At 70.8% G+C, this 15,461-nt stretch carries 15 protein-coding genes and 2 tRNA genes; 8 read left to right on the top strand and 9 right to left on the bottom strand.

The features are described from left to right. Positions 1-48 precede the first annotated feature (48 nt). The 3 genes from ABT070_RS17650 to ABT070_RS17640 all read left to right on the top strand — a co-directional run bounded on the left by ABT070_RS17650 (position 49) and on the right by ABT070_RS17640 (position 1,928). Positions 49-510, top strand: coding sequence for a molybdenum cofactor biosynthesis protein MoaE (locus ABT070_RS17650; RefSeq protein WP_351761107.1), 462 nt, complete (start codon positions 49-51; stop codon positions 508-510). A gap of 80 nt (positions 511-590) precedes the next feature. Beyond that, positions 591-782 (top strand): hypothetical protein, encoded by a 192-nt coding sequence (locus ABT070_RS17645; protein WP_351761470.1) that lies wholly within the window; start codon positions 591-593, stop codon positions 780-782. Positions 783-836: 54 nt separating this feature from the next. Continuing rightward, positions 837-1,928, top strand: coding sequence for a YlbL family protein (locus ABT070_RS17640; protein WP_351761104.1), 1,092 nt, complete (start codon positions 837-839; stop codon positions 1,926-1,928). Between the two features lie 9 nt (positions 1,929-1,937). Here the strand turns inward: ABT070_RS17640 and ABT070_RS17635 are convergent, their stop codons facing one another. After that, positions 1,938-2,480: a PPA1309 family protein gene (locus ABT070_RS17635; RefSeq protein WP_351761101.1), complete on the bottom strand. Its 543-nt coding sequence runs from the start codon at positions 2,478-2,480 to the stop codon at positions 1,938-1,940. A gap of 165 nt (positions 2,481-2,645) precedes the next feature. Here ABT070_RS17635 and ABT070_RS17630 point away from each other — a divergent pair, with 165 nt between their 5' ends. From ABT070_RS17630 to ABT070_RS17615, 4 genes are all read left to right on the top strand, one after another. Further along, a complete protein-coding gene (locus tag ABT070_RS17630; protein WP_351761454.1) occupies positions 2,646-5,621 on the top strand; it encodes a UPF0182 family membrane protein in 2,976 nt (991 codons plus the stop codon). Between the two features lie 40 nt (positions 5,622-5,661). Continuing rightward, a tRNA-Met gene (locus tag ABT070_RS17625) sits at positions 5,662-5,735 on the top strand. A gap of 206 nt (positions 5,736-5,941) precedes the next feature. Beyond that, positions 5,942-7,804 (top strand): tetratricopeptide repeat protein, encoded by a 1,863-nt coding sequence (locus ABT070_RS17620; RefSeq protein WP_351761098.1) that lies wholly within the window; start codon positions 5,942-5,944, stop codon positions 7,802-7,804. A 381-nt stretch (positions 7,805-8,185) separates the two neighbouring features. Continuing rightward, positions 8,186-8,259 (top strand) — tRNA-Met (locus tag ABT070_RS17615). A gap of 47 nt (positions 8,260-8,306) precedes the next feature. Here ABT070_RS17615 and ABT070_RS17610 read toward each other — a convergent pair. The 6 genes from ABT070_RS17610 to hisN form a co-directional block, all read right to left on the bottom strand. Then, a complete protein-coding gene (locus ABT070_RS17610; RefSeq protein ID WP_351761095.1) occupies positions 8,307-9,476 on the bottom strand; it encodes an ABC transporter substrate-binding protein in 1,170 nt (389 codons plus the stop codon). After that, positions 9,473-10,360 carry an ABC transporter permease gene (locus tag ABT070_RS17605; protein ID WP_351761092.1) on the bottom strand — a complete coding sequence of 296 codons (888 nt, stop codon included), beginning with the start codon at positions 10,358-10,360 and terminating at the stop codon, positions 9,473-9,475. Before ABT070_RS17605 ends, ABT070_RS17610 begins: the two co-directional genes overlap by 4 nt. Further along, on the bottom strand, positions 10,357-11,124 hold the full coding sequence (locus ABT070_RS17600; RefSeq protein ID WP_351761090.1) for an ABC transporter ATP-binding protein: 768 nt from the start codon (positions 11,122-11,124) through the stop codon (positions 10,357-10,359). The genes ABT070_RS17605 and ABT070_RS17600 overlap by 4 nt, the downstream gene beginning before the upstream one ends. A gap of 95 nt (positions 11,125-11,219) precedes the next feature. Continuing rightward, entirely contained in the window at positions 11,220-11,636 is a 417-nt protein-coding gene (locus ABT070_RS17595; RefSeq protein WP_351761087.1) for a Fur family transcriptional regulator, read from the bottom strand. Between the two features lie 215 nt (positions 11,637-11,851). Next, complete coding sequence (locus ABT070_RS17590) at positions 11,852-12,244, bottom strand: CBS domain-containing protein (protein WP_351761085.1); 393 nt, start codon at positions 12,242-12,244, stop codon at positions 11,852-11,854. A 158-nt stretch (positions 12,245-12,402) separates the two neighbouring features. After that, positions 12,403-13,203 carry a histidinol-phosphatase gene (hisN, locus tag ABT070_RS17585; protein WP_351761083.1) on the bottom strand — a complete coding sequence of 267 codons (801 nt, stop codon included), beginning with the start codon at positions 13,201-13,203 and terminating at the stop codon, positions 12,403-12,405. A 167-nt stretch (positions 13,204-13,370) separates the two neighbouring features. Between hisN and ABT070_RS17580 the strand changes: the two genes are divergently transcribed. Further along, positions 13,371-13,997 (top strand): TetR/AcrR family transcriptional regulator, encoded by a 627-nt coding sequence (locus tag ABT070_RS17580; protein WP_351761081.1) that lies wholly within the window; start codon positions 13,371-13,373, stop codon positions 13,995-13,997. Here the strand turns inward: ABT070_RS17580 and ABT070_RS17575 are convergent. Together ABT070_RS17575 and rsgA are read right to left on the bottom strand one after the other, a co-directional pair. Beyond that, positions 13,991-14,314 carry a DMT family transporter gene (locus ABT070_RS17575; protein WP_351761078.1) on the bottom strand — a complete coding sequence of 108 codons (324 nt, stop codon included), beginning with the start codon at positions 14,312-14,314 and terminating at the stop codon, positions 13,991-13,993. The genes ABT070_RS17580 and ABT070_RS17575 overlap by 7 nt on opposite strands. 127 nt (positions 14,315-14,441) lie before the next feature. Next, positions 14,442-15,452, bottom strand: coding sequence for a ribosome small subunit-dependent GTPase A (rsgA, locus tag ABT070_RS17570; RefSeq protein ID WP_351761075.1), 1,011 nt, complete (start codon positions 15,450-15,452; stop codon positions 14,442-14,444). Positions 15,453-15,461: the final 9 nt, after the last annotated feature.

The following is a 15,461-nucleotide window of genomic DNA, read 5'->3' as shown; positions in this document are numbered from 1 at the left end:
GTGATTACGCTATTTCGCCTGTTCCCCGGGGTGCGGCACGATGGGGGTATGGCAGCCATCGACGACCATCCCGGCGAGCGGGCAGCGCAGGATCCCATCAAGCTGATCGCCGTCCGTGACACCGCGCTCTCCCTGGACGAGGTCTTCAAGGCCGTTGGGGACGACGCGGCGGGCGGGACCGCGCTGTTCGTGGGCACGGTGCGCAACCACGACGGGGGCGCCGACGTCGACGCCCTCGGGTACTCCTGCCATCCCGGCGCGGAGGCGGAGATGCGGCGGATCGCGGAGAAGGTCGTCGCCGAGTACCCGGTGCGGGCGCTGGCCGCCGTGCACCGGATCGGTGATCTCGCGGTCGGTGATCTCGCCGTCGTGGTCGCCGTCTCCTGTCCGCACCGCGGGGAGGCCTTCGAGGCCTGCCGGAAGCTGATCGACGATCTCAAGCACGAAGTGCCCATCTGGAAGCACCAGAAGTTCTCCGACGGCACCGACGAATGGGTCGGCGCCTGCTGAATTCCTTCCGGTTGCGTAACCGGACCCCTGCCGTGAGCGTTGTCAGTGCGGATGGTTAATCTGCTGATCAGTCAGTTGCGGTGGCTCATAGGGGTTGGGAGGTCGGCATGGCGGCGCTCGCCTGGTTGCTGATTCCGCTTGTCGCCGCGGTCGGCGCCGGTCTGTGGGGGACGTGGGCCAACCGGACCCGCAAGGCCCGCAGCGACGGCCCTGAGCTGGACGGATACGCCCGCTTCCGGGCGGCCATGGAGAAGCCCCACTCGCATACGTGACCCGGGTGGCAGCCCTGACGGTGCGCCGACAGAAGCGTCCCGTAGTGTCGAGTCATGCCACGCCGCACCGCGACGATGCTCGCCTCCACCCTGATGCTGATCGCGCTCCTGTGTGCGGGCGTACTCATCCCCGTGCCGTACGCGGAGATGTCCCCCGGGCCGACGGTGAACACCCTCGGCGATCACGCGGGCGAGCCGGTGCTGCAGATCTCCGGGCGCAAGACCTACACCACCAGTGGTCACCTGAACATGACCACCGTGCGGGTCACCAGCGCCGACTACCGGATGAACCTGGTCGAGGCCGTCTACGGATGGCTCGCGCACGACAACAAGGTCGTGCCGCACGACACGCTGTACCCGGACGGCAAGACCGAGGAGCAGTCCACCCAGGAGAACGCCGAGGAGTTCAGCCAGTCCCAGGAGAGCGCCAAGGTCGCCGCCCTGAAGGAGCTGGACATCCCGGTGACGTCCTGGGTGATCGTCTCGACGGTGGTGAAGGGGTCCCCGGCGGAGGGCAGGCTGCACGCCGGTGACGTGATCAAGGCCGTGGACGGCACCGCGGTGAAGGAGCCGGGCGACGTCGCCAAGCTGGTGACCAAGCACAAGGCGGGGGAGAAGGTCGTCTTCCGCATCGTCCCGGCGAAGGAGCAGGCGGCCGCCGAGAAGGCGAACAGGACGGCCACCAAGACCCAGGACGTCACCATCACGACCGCGACCTCCGACGACAGCGGCGAGGAGCGGGCCATCGTCGGGATCTCGGCCGGGACCGACCACACCTTCCCGTTCACGATCGACATCAAGCTCGCCGACGTCGGCGGACCGAGCGCCGGGCTGATGTTCGCGCTCGGCATCTACGACAAGCTCACCCCGGGCAGCCTCACCGGCGGCAAGTTCGTCGCCGGCACCGGGACCATCGACGACGCCGGCAAGGTCGGGCCGATCGGCGGCATCGACATGAAGACGGTCGGCGCGCGCAGTCAGGGCGCTCAGTACTTCCTGACCCCCGCGGAGAACTGCGCGGCCGCCGCCACGGACACCCCCTCGGGGCTCAGGCTCGTCAAGGTGAACACCATCGACGACGCCCTCGACGCCCTCAAGGACATCCGCAGCGGCGACACCGCGGACCTGCCGAAGTGCACCAAGTAGCCGGGAGGGCTACTCGGCGAACGTCACCGACAACGCCTCGGCGAGGCCCGGCACCAGGCCCGCGCCGGTGAGGACCTCCGTCGGAGCGTCCTTCTGGCGCAGCCGGAGAGCCGAGTCGCGGGTGCCGTCACGCAGCACCCCGACCGTCATCCGGACCTCCTGACGGTCGGGGTGCTCGGCGACCCACTTCGTGAGCTTCTTGTCGCTCAGGCCCTGCGGGACCTGGGCCTCGGCGGACGGGGGCAGCATCAGACGCTCCACGGTGAGGGCGCAGCCGACCACCGAGTCGGGCCAGGCGATCGTGGCCAGGAACTCGTCGAGCGGCTTGTCCGTTGGCACTTCGTCCTGCTCGATCGGGGTGAGACCGGTGGTCTCGGACTCGTCCTGAAGGCCGAGCTGGGCGGCGAGCGACGGTTCCTGGGTTCGCAGCCGAGCGGTGTCTACGAGGGCGAAAAGGCGGGCGGGCTGGTCCCAGCCGAGGCCGGAGGCGTACTCGTCGATCTCGAGTACGGCCCGGGTGAGCGGGCTCGCCGCCATGGGAGTGTTGGACATGGTCACAATCCTGCCTCGTTCAGGGGTGGAATCGGGAACCGAGTAAACGGTGAGTAAGTTGCATAGGTGTGGGCCCACGATCACGGGGGGCCACGAACGGTCCACGAACACGCGGGCCTGACGAAATCAACTGCGACTTTCGAGGTGCGCACCTTGGCTTTCCAGATGCCGGACCGCGGCGGAGGCCCCACGGGGCCGCGGATCAGAGTGGGCCGCCCGTCCCGGCGCGTCCGGACCCTGCTCATGACACTGGGCGTCCTAGCCGTACTCGGCATGGCGTTCACGATGTTCGCGGGGTTCTGGACGGACTGGCTCTGGTACCGGTCGGTGAACTACTCGTCGGTCTTCACGACCACGCTGTGGACCAAGATCGGGCTGTTCTTCGTGTTCGGCCTGCTGATGGCCCTCGCGGTCGGTTTCAACATCTGGCTGGCGCACCGGCTGCGGCCGCCGCTCAGCGCGATGTCGGTGGAGCAGCAGAGCCTCGACCGCTATCGCATGGGCATCGCGCCGTACAAGACCTGGCTGCTGCTCGGCATCACCGCCCTCGTCGGCCTGATCGCGGGCGCCTCGGCGGCGGGTCAGTGGCGGACCTGGCTGATGTGGGTCAACGGCGTGCCCTTCCACCAGAAGGACCCGCAGTTCCACCTCGACGTGTCCTTCTTCGCGTTCGACCTGCCCTGGTACCGGTTCCTGCTCGGCTTCGGCTTCGCCGCCACGATCCTCTCGCTGATCGCCGCCGCGCTCACCCACTACCTGTACGGCGGGCTGCGCGTCACCAGCCCGGGCGCGCGCGCCACCGCCGCGGCCACCGGCCATCTGTCGGTGCTGCTGGGCATCTTCGTCACGCTGAAGGCGGTCGCCTACTGGCTCGACCGTTACGGCCTGGCCGTGAAGTCCAGCGACTTCAAGGCGACGGACAACTGGACGGGCCTGCGGTACGTCGACGCCAACGCCTATCTGCCGGCCAAGACGATCCTGTTCTGCATCGCCGTCATCTGCGCCCTGCTGTTCTTCGCCACCCTGTGGCGGCGCACCTGGCAGCTGCCGGTGATCGGCTTCGGCCTGATGGTGCTCTCGGCGATCCTCATCGGCGGGCTGTACCCGGCGATCGTCCAGAAGTTCCAGGTCCAGCCGAACGAGCAGGCCAAGGAAGCCCCGTACGTCGAGAAGAACCTCAAGGCGACACGTGAGGCGTACGGCATCGACGGCGCGCAGGTCACCGAGTACTCGGGTACGAGCACCACCAAGGACAAGACGACGCTGCGCGACGACGTCGACGCCACGGCGAGCATCCGCGTCCTGGACCCGAACATCGTCTCCCCGACGTACCAGCAGCTCCAGCAGATGCGGAAGTACTACGCGTTCCCGACCAACCTGGACGTGGACCGCTACAACGTGAACGGTGCCGACCAGGACACCGTCATCGGTCTGCGTGAGCTGAACCTCGCGGGCGTCGACAAGCAGAACTGGATCAACAACCACTTCCGCTACACCCACGGTTACGGCGTGGTCGCCGCCAGGGGCACCACCGCCGACGCCGAGGGCCGGCCGCTCTTCACCGAGTCCAACCTGCCCTCCGAGGGCGACCTGGGCACGTACCAGCAGCGGATCTACTACGGCGAGAAGACGACCGCGTACTCGATCGTCGGCGGTCCCCAGAAGGAGATCGACTACTCCGACGACGCCGGTGAGAAGACCACCAGCTACACCGGCAAGAGCGGGGTCAACCTCTCCAACCCGGTCAACCGGGCCGCGTACGCGGTGGCGTTCGGCGAACCGCAGATCCTGTACTCCGGTGCCATCGGCGAGGGTTCGCGGATCCTGTACAACCGCACGCCCAAGGAGCGCGTCGAGGCGGTCGCACCCTGGCTGACCATCGACGGCGACGCCTACCCGGCCGTGGTCAACCACAAGATCCAGTGGATCGTCGACGCGTACACGACGACGAACGGCTACCCGTACGCCTCCCGTACGACCCTCGGCGACACCACGGCCGACTCGCTGACCGCGACGAACGACAACCGAGCGGTGGTGGCCCAGCAGAACCAGGTCAACTACATCCGCAACTCGGTCAAGGCGACGGTCGACGCGTACACCGGCGAGGTCAAGCTCTACCAGTGGGACACCGAGGACCCGGTCCTGAAGACCTGGATGAAGGCGTTCCCCGGCACGGTGAAGTCCAAGTCGTCCATCTCGGCCGACCTGATGGCCCATCTCCGGTACCCGCAGGACCTGTTCAAGGTCCAGCGCGAACTGCTCACCCGCTACCACGTGAAGGACGCGACGACGTTCCTCAGCGGCAGCGAGGTGTGGCAGGTGCCGGACGACCCGTCCAACAAGTCGGGTGACGCGGTGCCGCCGTACTACCTGAGCATGAAGATGCCCGACCAGAAGTCGCAGGCGTTCTCGCTGACGACGACGTTCACGCCCAACGGCCGGGACAACCTCAGCGCGTTCATGGCGGTCGACTCCGAGGCGGGCACTCCCGACTACGGCAAGATCAGAGTGCTGAAACTGCCGACCAGTACGACCGTCGACGGACCCAAACAGGTGCAGAGCCAGTTCAACTCCGAACAGGACATCGCCGAGTCCATCAGGCTCCTGAAGGGCGGCGACTCCGACATCGAGTACGGCAACCTGCTGACGGTGCCGCTCGACGGCGGGCTGCTGTACGTGGAGCCCGTCTATGTGCGCGGTGGCGGACTCAAGTACCCGCTCCTGAAGAAGGTGTTGGTGACCTACGGCGGCAACACCGCCTTCGAGGACACCCTGGACGAGGCCCTCAATAAGGTCTTCGGCGCGGAGGGTACGACACCGCCGCCGGCGGACGAGGGCGACGGCACGACACCACCGCCGACGTCCACCAACCCGACGGTCCGGGAGGCGTTGGCCGATGCCCAGAAGGCCTTCACGGCCGGCCAGGAGGCTCTGAAGAAGCCTGACTGGGACGCGTACGCCAAGGCGCAGAAGGACCTCGAAGCCGCGCTGAAGCGGGCCGAGGACGCGCAGGCCGAGGCCGACAAGGGCGCCAAGGCGAGCAGCAGCCCGAGCCCGACGAGTTCGGCGAGCCCGAGCGGTGGCTCCGGGGGCGCTGCCGCCAGCAGTCCGAGTCCGAGTCCCAGTCCCAGCAGCGGCTGATCTTGCCCGCCCCGCGTCGTGATACGGTTGTGGAACACGACGCGGGGTGGAGCAGCTCGGTAGCTCGCTGGGCTCATAACCCAGAGGTCGCAGGTTCAAATCCTGTCCCCGCTACTGAATACGAAGGCCCGGATCCTGAAAAGGATCCGGGCCTTCGTGGTGTGCGAACGCATGTGCCGGGGGGACTGGTGGCCGCGCCGCTGTGGGGAGTTGATCGATCCGTGTTTGACTTGTCTCTCTGTGGGCATGTCGACAAAACGCTGAAGTGACCTTACGGGCCGCGGTATACCAGGTGTACCCGGGTTGCGGGTGGTGCGACGATGGACGTTATGGGGGACAAGGCAACTCTGTTCGAGACAGGGCGGTTTGTGCAGCCTTCCGGTGAGGAAGCGACCCCGGACGAGAGCCGGGACGAGGCGGCGGACGCCGTCGAGACGGGGGAGGCCGTCGAGGAGATGAGCCTGCGGCTCGCGGCGGAAGCCGGCGATGTCGAGGCCGTCAGCGTCCTCGGGGCCATGTTGCTGCGCCGCGGTGACCTCGACGGAGCCGAGCCCCATCTGCGTGCCGCCACCGCGGAGGGCGACCGGGCCGCCGCCAACAACCTGGGCGTCCTCCTCCATCAGCGCGGTTACCCCGACGAGGCCGCCGGCTGGTGGCGGGTCGCCGCGGTCGCCGGCTCCGCCGCCGCCGCGCACGCCCTGGGCCGTTACCGCCGCGAGTGCGGCGACGAGCCGGCCGCCGAGTACTGGCTGCGCCAGTCCGCCGAGCAGGGGCACGCGTTGGGCGCGTACGCCCTGGCCGACCTGCTGGAACACCGTGCGGACCCCGGGGCCGAGCAGTGGATGCGGGCCGCCGCCGAGCGGGGGCACCGGGAGGCCGCCTACCGGCTGGCCCGTGCCCTCGACCACCAGGAGTGCAGGGACTCCCGCGCGGACGGCGATGCGGACGGATGCGAGCATGACAACGGTGTCATCGTGCGGGCGGAGGCCGAGCAGTGGTACCGCCAGGCCGCCGCGCGCGGACACCGGCGGGCCGCCCTGCACCTCGGGACGATCCTGGAGCGGCGCGGCGCCCTGAAAGAGGCCGGCCGCTGGTACCTGACGTCCGCCAAGGACGGCGAGGCGCGGGCCGCCTGCGCGCTCGGGTTCCTGCTGCGTGACGCCGGCGACACCGAGAACGCGGCCATCTGGTGGCTGAGGGCCGCGCAGGAGGGCGACGGCAACGCGGCGAACGCGCTGGGCGCGCTGCACGCCGAGCGGGGGCAGACCCAGACCGCCGAGCGGTGGTACCGGGCCGCGATGGACGCCGGCGACGACAACGGCGCCTACAACCTCGCCCTGCTCTGCGTCGAACAGGGCCGCACCGTGCAGGCCGAGCAGTGGTACCGGCGCGCCGCCTACGCGGGGCACCGGGAGGCGGCCAACGCGCTCGCCATCCTGCTGCTCCAGGGCGGCGACACGGCCGGGGCCGAGCCCTGGTTCTCCAAGGCGGCGGAGGCGGGCAGCGTCGACGCCGCGTTCAACCTCGGGATCCTGTTCGCGGGGCGGGGCGAGGAGGGCGTCGCACTGCGCTGGTACGAGCGGGCCGCCGCCGCCGGGCACACCGAGGCGGCGCTCCAGGTCGGTATCGCCCGCCTGCGGGACGGGGACGAGCGGGAGGCCGAACGGCATCTTCGGTGCGCGGCCGGCGGCGGGAGCGCGGAGGCGGCCTACCGGCTGGCGGCCGTGCTGGACGCGCGGCGGCCTCCGCAGCCCGCGCACGAGCTCGGGGAGACCGTGCACGAGAAGACCGAGTGCGAGGAGTGGTACGAGCGGGCGGCGACCCAGGGGCATCGGCGGGCGCAGGTCAGGGTCGGGATGCTGGCCGCCGCGCGCGGGGACGTGGTGGAGGCGGCCCGGTGGTACCGGACGGCCGCGGAGGCCGGGTCGCGCAACGGCGCCTTCAACCTCGGACTGCTGCTCGCGCGGGAGGGGAGCGAGCCCGAGGCGGCTGTGTGGTGGACCCGGGCGGCCGACGCCGGGCACGGGCGGGCGGCGTTGCGGCTCGCCCTGGTCTACGCGCGTCGCGGCGAGCTGGCCGAGGGGCAGCGGTGGGCCGACCGGGCGGTGTCGCTGGGGCCGGGGGAGGTCGCCGAGCGGGCGGCTCGGCTGCGGGACGCGTTGCGGGAAGAGCTTTCTGCCTGACGGCGTAAGCCTGGAAAGGTCCCGCCCGACGGCGTCTGTGCCGGGCGTGCCGGGCGTGGTGCGGGGCGGGCTGCCGGTGCCTCGGGGCCGTACGCCGGGATTTCGCCCCCGCCCCCGAGGCTCCGCCCCTGCGGCCTGCCGCCCCCGAGGCTCCGCCCCCGCGGCCTCCCGCCCCCACGGGCGCTCAGGGCCCGCCGCCGTCCCTGTCGCCCCTTCCCGTTCCAGGCCCCGGGGCCTGCCGCACCCGGACCCCGCTGTCGGCCCCGAACGGGCCTCGTCCCCGGACGCCGGACGGGGTTACCTGCTCTGACCTGCGGCGAGGGGTGGCATCCAATGGATTTGCCTTTGCCCTTCGCCTTCGCGTAACGTTGCATTCAACGGCGCGGGGTGGAGCAGCTCGGTAGCTCGCTGGGCTCATAACCCAGAGGTCGCAGGTTCAAATCCTGTCCCCGCTACTAAAGGCCGAGGGCCGGAATCCGAAAGGGTTCCGGCCCTCGGTCGTTCACGGTTCATGACCGACGGCCTCCTCGTACAGGCGTCGGTTCACCGTTCTCGACTCGGGGAGCGGAGGGGTCGATTCCGAGGTGACCCCCTGGGCCTCGTAGGCGGCCTGGAGGCGGTCGGTCGTGCCCGCGCGGAGCTCCCAGTCCATCCGGAGCGAGGGCGTGGATTCCAGGATCGCCGCGTCGATCTTCAGCAGCTTCGCGAGGTACGTGACGAACGCGGCGTCCTTCTTGTAGTCCGAGGCGAAGTACGTGTTCACGGTACGGATGTAGGCCCGCAGCAGGGCCACTCCCGCGTCCGTGTCGTCGGCGAGCAGACCCGGGCCGTACAGCAGGCCGCCCAGCGGCTCGCCGGGAGGCTGGCCGCCGAGAAACGCGTACCCCGGCTTGTCGTCGACCCTGCGCCAGACCGGGTCGAGGAGCCAGGCCGAGTCGACGCCGCCGTTCTCCAGCGCGGTGAGGACATCGGCGGAGCCGAGCTGCTGGTACTGGATCCGGGCCAGGTCACCGCCGTGCCGCTGCAGGGCCTTCTCCATGGGGTAGGCGATCACCGACCCCTTGCCGATCATCGTGCCGAGCCGTCGGCCGGACATCTCGACGTCCGCCGCGCTCTCGCCGTCCTTCAGCCGTACCCACAGACCGCTCTTCGAGCCGGGGCCGGGCGAGAAGTTCCCCGCCACCCAGCGGATGTCGAAGCCGCCCCGCACGCCGTTCATGACCGCCGCCTCCGGGGCCGCCCACAGGGCGTCGACGTCCCCCTTGGCCAGCAGGGGCAGGGCGTCGGGCGTGGGCAGCACCTTGAGCGTGACGTCCAGGCCCTCCCGTGCGAACTCGCCCTTGTCGAGGGCGACCTCCAGCGGGGCCACGTACTCCGCGCTCAGCGTGCCCGTCGCGATGGTGAGCCTGCGGCGCTCGGAGAGGGGCGAGGGGGGTGGGGCGCCCGGCTGGCAGCGGGCGGGAGCGCGGTCGGCGGAGAGGTCCGCCGGGTCCGTCCACGAGGTGGTGCCGCAGCCCTCGACCGGACGGATCGCGCGTGTCGCGCCCTGGGACCGGGCCCGCGCGTCGTCGTCGCCCGCGTACGGAGCCGAGCACGCCGTCGAGGCCAGCAGGGCCGCGCCGGCCAGCGCGACCGGCAGGGCGCGGACGAGCCCTCGCGAACGTCTCCTCATGACTGCCCCCGGCCCCGGTCCCGCGGCGCCCACGGTGTGAGCAGCCGTCCCACGATGCGCACCAGCTCGGAGAAGACCACCCCGAGCACCGCCACACAGACGATCCCGACGAACATCACGTCGTTCTGGAACAGCGCGCGCGAGTCGAAGATCAGGTGGCCCAGCCCGTCCGCCGCGGCGATCTGCTCCGAGGCGACGATGACGAGGACCGCCACGCCCGCCGCGATCCGCGCGCCCACCAGGACGGCGGGCAGCGAGGCCGGGAGCAGGACATGGCGGAACATCTGCCACGGGGAGGCGCCGAAGACGCGGCCCGCGTCACGGTGACCGGCGGGGATCGCGAGCACCGCGGACATCGTCGAGATCCACACGAAGAAGAAGACCGTCGTCGCGACCAGGGCCACCTGCGGGCCCTCGCCCAGGCCGAACATGTTCAGGAAGACCGGCAGGAGGGCCAGTTTCGGGACGACGTACAGGGCGTCCAGGAGCGGTTCCAGGGCTGCCCGGACCAGCGCCAGTGAGCCCATCAGCAGGCCCAGCGCGTAGCCGGAGGCCGTGCCGAGCGCGTAGCCGCCCAGGACGCGCTCGAGTGTGGCCCGCACGTCCGGCCACAGTTCGCCGGCCGCCGCCCGGTCCCAGCCGTCGGCGAGGATCGCGGACGGGGCCGGGTAGACGCGGTCGTCGATCCAGCCGCGGACGGCCGCCAGCTGCCACAGGAGAATCAGCAGCAGGGGGACCGCGACCGCCAGGGACAGCTCCAGGGCCCTGCGGCGGCGGTGGGTGCGTACGGGGTGCAGCTCCTCGGGGCCGGGGCGGCGGACCAGGACAGGTCCCCCGGGCTCCTGGCCGGCGCCCGGGGCGGAGTTCTTCAGCAGGGTGCTCACGCCGGTACCGCCTCCCTCCGCAGCAGGTCCCACAGCTCGCCCTTCAGGGCCGTGAACTCAGGGGTCGTGCGGATGTCCCCCGTGCGCGGGCGCGGGAAGGGCGGGCGGTGCTCGGCGATGATCCGGCCGGGGCGGGCGGACATCACCAGGACGCGGTCGCCCAGGACGATCGCCTCCTCCAGGCTGTGCGTGATGAAGAGGGTGGTCGTGCGGGTGGCCTGGGCGAGGTCGAGGAGCTCGTCCTGGAGGATCGTGCGGAGCTGGGCGTCCAGGGCCGCGAAGGGCTCGTCCATCAGCAGGACTTCGGGCTCGACGGCCAGGGCGCGGGCGATGGCGACTCTCTGGCGCATGCCGCCCGAGAGGGCTGCCGGGTACGCGTCCGCGAAGTCCGTCAGGCCCGTGCGGGCCAGCCAGTCGTCGGCGCGCGCGTTCGCCTCGCGACGGGGGACGCGTCGGACGTCCAGGCCGAAGCGGACGTTGGCGCGGACCGTCTTCCAGTCGTAGATCCCGTAGTCCTGGAAGATCATGGCCGCGGGCCGGGGGCTGGCGGTGCGGATCTCCAGCGTGCCGGTGCTCGGGCGCAGCAGACCCGCGGCGATGCGCAGCAGGGTGGACTTGCCGCAGCCCGAGGGGCCGACGACGCAGGTGAACTCGCCGGGGGCGACGGTCAGTTCGAGGGGGCCGAGGGCAGCCACCGCGCCCGGGCCCCGGCCGAAGGTTCGGGTCAGATCACGTGCGCTGAGTTTCGGATACGGAACTCCCACAGCCCCTGACGATATGACGACCCGTCAGATTCGGGAACCCCGCGTGCGGAGGGAGGGGAGGGAGGGGGTGTGGGGGAGGGTGCCGGAGGCGGGAGTCAGGCCGCCGCGCAGTCCGGGCAGATCCCGCGGTACGTCACCTCGACGTCCGAGACCGCGAAGCCGAAGCGCTCCGAGTCGGGGAGGTCGGCCAGCGGGTTGCCGCCCGGGTGGACGTCCTTGATCGCCCCGCACCGGGCGCACACCAGGTGGTGGTGCGGGCGGTGGGCGTTCGGGTCGTACCGCTTGGCGCGCTTGTCGGTGGCGACCTCGAGCACCTCGCCGAGGGAGACCAGTTCACCGAGCGTGTTGTAGACGGTCGCCCGGGAGATCTCGGGCAGCCGGACGACGGCCCTGGAGTGCACTTCGTCGGCGGTCAGGTGGACGTGGTCGCCGTCGAGCACCTCGGCCACGACGCGTCGCTGCGCGGTCATTCGCCATCCGCGTCCGCGCAGCCGTTCCAGAAGGTCACTCATGGAATCAGCCTAGCAGCTAGTGAGACCAGGTCCCGAACAGGTGTGACTTTAGATCCTGGATTGATCTGGATGAAGTCCACTGTAGGATCAGGTCGACAGAATCCGTGGCGAGCGGCTGGAGGCCGCGGTCCAGATCCTGCGCGGCCGACAGCACTGGACCGCTCGTCGTGGTGAACGGGCCGGGTCCCCTCAGGGGGTCCGGCCCGTTCGCGTACTCAGGCGGGTACCTGCTGACGGGCGGGCGCCCAGCAGCGGATGATGTCGCGGACCGAGACGATGCCGGCCGGTTCGTCGCGGTCGAGGACGATCAGGTGCCGGAAACCGCCGTGGGCCATCGCCCGGGCCGCTTCCTCCAGGGTCCAGCCCGGGGCGGCGAAGACGACGTCGTTGGTGGTGTGGGCGTGGGTGCGTTCCGTGTCCGGATCCTGTCCCAGGCCCACGGAGTTGAGGATGTCCCGCTCGGTGAGGATGCCGATGCCGCCGGCGTCCGGGTCGAGGACGATGGCCGCGCCGACGCTGCGGGCGGACATCAGGGCGGCGGCCTGACGGAGGGTGTGTGCGGGGCCGATGGTGAGGACCACCGTGCTCATGGCGTCGCGGACGAGCATGGCTGGAGCCACCTCCTAAGAATCCACGGTTGTTCATGGATTCACAAGTTCACAAGTGGGGGTGCTGTCAGCGTGGCAGGTAAAGCGGGGGTCAACAAGAGGGCGCACGCAGCCAATTGAGGGCGTGCGCGCTCATCTGTGAGGCTCCGGCGGACTTTTCAGTGGCGCTCGTTGAGATAGCCCAGCAGCTCCTCGTGGAGCAGCCCGTTCGACGCGGCCGCGTTCCCGCTGTGCGGACCAGGGCGGCCGTCGAGACCCGTGAAGGTGCCGCCGGCCTCGGTCACGACGATCGCCGTGGCCGCCATGTCCCAGAGGGAGAGCTCGGGTTCGGCGCACAGGTCGATCGAGCCCTCGGCGACCATCATGTACGGCCAGAAGTCGCCGTACGCGCGCGTGCGCCACACCTCGCGGGTCAGGTCGAGGAAGCCGTTCAGGTGTCCGCGCTCCTCCCAGCCGGTCAGCGAGGAGTACGCGAAGGAGGCGTCCGAGAGCTCCGAGACCCGGGAGACGCGCAGGCGGGAGGCCGAGGTCAGGCTGCGCCCGGTGAAGGCGCCGTGCCCCTTCGCGGCCCACCAGCGCCGGCCCAGCGCCGGGGCGGAGACGACGCCGACCACGGGCTGGTAGCCCCCCTCGGCCGCCTCCGTCAGCGAGATGAGGGTGGCCCAGACGGGAACGCCCCGGACGTAGTTCTTCGTGCCGTCGATCGGGTCGATCACCCAGCGGCGGGGGCCGGTGCCCTGGACGCCGTACTCCTCGCCGAGGATCGCGTCGCGCGGACGGGCCCGCTGGAGCTGACCGCGGATGAGCTCCTCGGCGGCCTTGTCGGCCTCGCTCACCGGGGTCATGTCCGGTTTGGTCTCGACCTTGAGGTCGAGGGCCTTGAATCGGTCCATGGTCACGGCGTCGGCGGCGTCCGCGAGGACGTGCGCGAGTCGGAGATCGTCGTGGTAGTCCGGCATGGGACGAACCGTATCCGCCGAAGGTGAGCAGGGGCCACAGGGGACCGCGGGGTGGACGTGCGGGAGCTGTGGACGCGGCCGGTGGACCGCCGGTCGCCCCGCGAACCCTTGACAGTGCTCCCGTCCGCGTCAAACCTGGGCGCAGAGCCGCTCGCCCCAGGGAGGCGATGATGCCTGCAGCGCGGGAATCCCTACTGGACGCCGCCTTCGAGGCGCTCGCACGACGGCCGTGGGCCACCGTGCGGATGGTGGACGTCGCCGCGGCGGCCGGGGTGTCCCGGCAGACGCTGTACAACGAGTTCGGCAGCAAGGAAGGCCTGGCCCGGGCGCTGGTGAGGCGCGAGGCCGACGGTTACCTCGCCGGGGTCGAGCGGGCGCTGGCCGTGCACGGCGACGCCCGGGAGAGACTCACCGCCACCGCCGAGTGGACCACCGCCGCGGCCCGCGACAACGTCCTCGTACGGGCCGTCCTCACCGGCTTCTGGAGCGAACGCCTGCCCTCACCGACGCTCTCGGCGGTGCCGTCCTCCTCGGCCGTGCCGGCCCAGCGCCGGGCGGACGGGCCGCTGCCCTCGCCCGTCGACCTGGTGGGCGCCGTCCGCGACCGGGCCGTGGCCGTGCTCTCCGGTCCCGGCGCCGTCCGGGCCGACGCCGCCGACCTGGCCCGCTCCTGCGAACTCGCCGTCCGGCTCGCCCTGTCCTGTGTGGCCGCGCCGCCGGCGGGGGAGGGCGGCGTCAAGGAGCTGGTGCGGGGGGCGCTCCAGCGGCAGCCGGCCGACCGGTCGGGTCAGTGAGCCGACCCCGACAGCTGGAGCCCGATCACTCCTATGATCACCAGGCTGATCGAGACGAGCTTCAGCACCGACACCAGGTCGCCGAGGAAGATCATGCCGTAGATCGCGGTGCCCGCCGCGCCGATGCCCGTCCACACGGCGTAGGCGGGGCCCACGTCGAGCTTCTTCAGGGAGAGGGTCAGCAGACCGAAGCTCCCCAGCGCGAAGGCGCAGAAGGCGATGGTGGGCCAGAGCCTCGTGAAGCCGTGGGACAGCTTGAGGCATACGGCGAAACCGGTCTCGAGCAACCCGGCCACGACGACCAGCAGCCACGCCATGTGCTGTCCCTCCGTCTGCCCGGCCCGGTCCGGCTCCGGCTCGGTGCGATTATGCACTTACCGGGCCCGGAGGGACGCAAACAACGCGGTGGTCAGCCGGTCGATCAGCGGTGGATCAGCCGGTCGATCAGTCGCCTTCGGTGCGTTCACGGGTGGCCAGCAGCCGGCGCAGGGAGTACAGCCGCGCCGGATCGGCATGACCCTCGGCAACCCACGCGTCCAGCGCGCAGTCCTTCTCGTCGTGGCTGCACGCGCGTGGGCAGCCCTCCGTGCCCGGCTCCAGGTCGGGGAAGGCGTGGATCACCCGGGACGGGTCGACGTGGTGCAGGCCGAAGGACCGTACGCCCGGGGTGTCGATCACCCAGTCGTCCGTGCCCGCCAGGGGCAGGGCCAGCGCCGAGGTCGTGGTGTGGCGACCGCGGCCGGTCACCGCGTTCACATGGCCGGTCACCCGGCGCCGCTCCTCCGGGACCAGCGCGTTGACCAGGGTCGTCTTGCCGACGCCCGAATGACCGACGAACGCCGTGATCCGCCCGGCCAGGAACGCGCGCACCCGGTCCGCCGCGTCTCCGTTCTCCAGCTCGTCGCGGCTGGTGACGACGTACGGGATGTCGAGATGGCCGTACAGCTCCAGCAGCTTGTCCGGCGAGGCCAGGTCCGACTTCGTCATGACCAGCAGGGGGGTGAGGCCGGCGTCGAAGGCCGCCACCAGGCAGCGGTCGATCAGACGCGGGCGGGGCTCGGGGTCGGCGAGGGCGGTGACCACGGCGAGCTGGTCGGCGTTGGCCACGACGACGCGCTCGTAGGGGTCGTCGTCGTCCGCGGTGCGACGCAGTGCCGAGGTGCGCTTCTCGATGCGGACGATCCGGGCGAGGGTGTCCTTCTTGCCCGACAGGTCGCCGACGATCGCGACCCGGTCGCCCACGATCGCGGCCTTGCGGCCCAGCTCGCGGGCCTTCATCGCCATCACGATCCGGTCGTCGACCAGACAGGTCAGCCGGCCCCGGTCGACGGTGAGGACCATGCCCTCGGCGGCGTCCTCGTGCTTGGGGCGGATGTGCGTGCGAGGCCGGTTGCCCTTGCGGTTCGGGCGGCTGCGGATGTCGTCCTCGTCGGTGTTCTTGCTGTAGCGGCGCATGGCGAAAGT

Source organism: Streptomyces sp. NPDC002884 (genome assembly GCF_040295245.1).
Classification (GTDB): Bacteria; Actinomycetota; Actinomycetes; order Streptomycetales; family Streptomycetaceae; genus Streptomyces.
The sequence above is the reverse complement of the archived record's forward strand: the minus strand, read 5'-3'. Positions and strand labels throughout refer to the sequence as shown.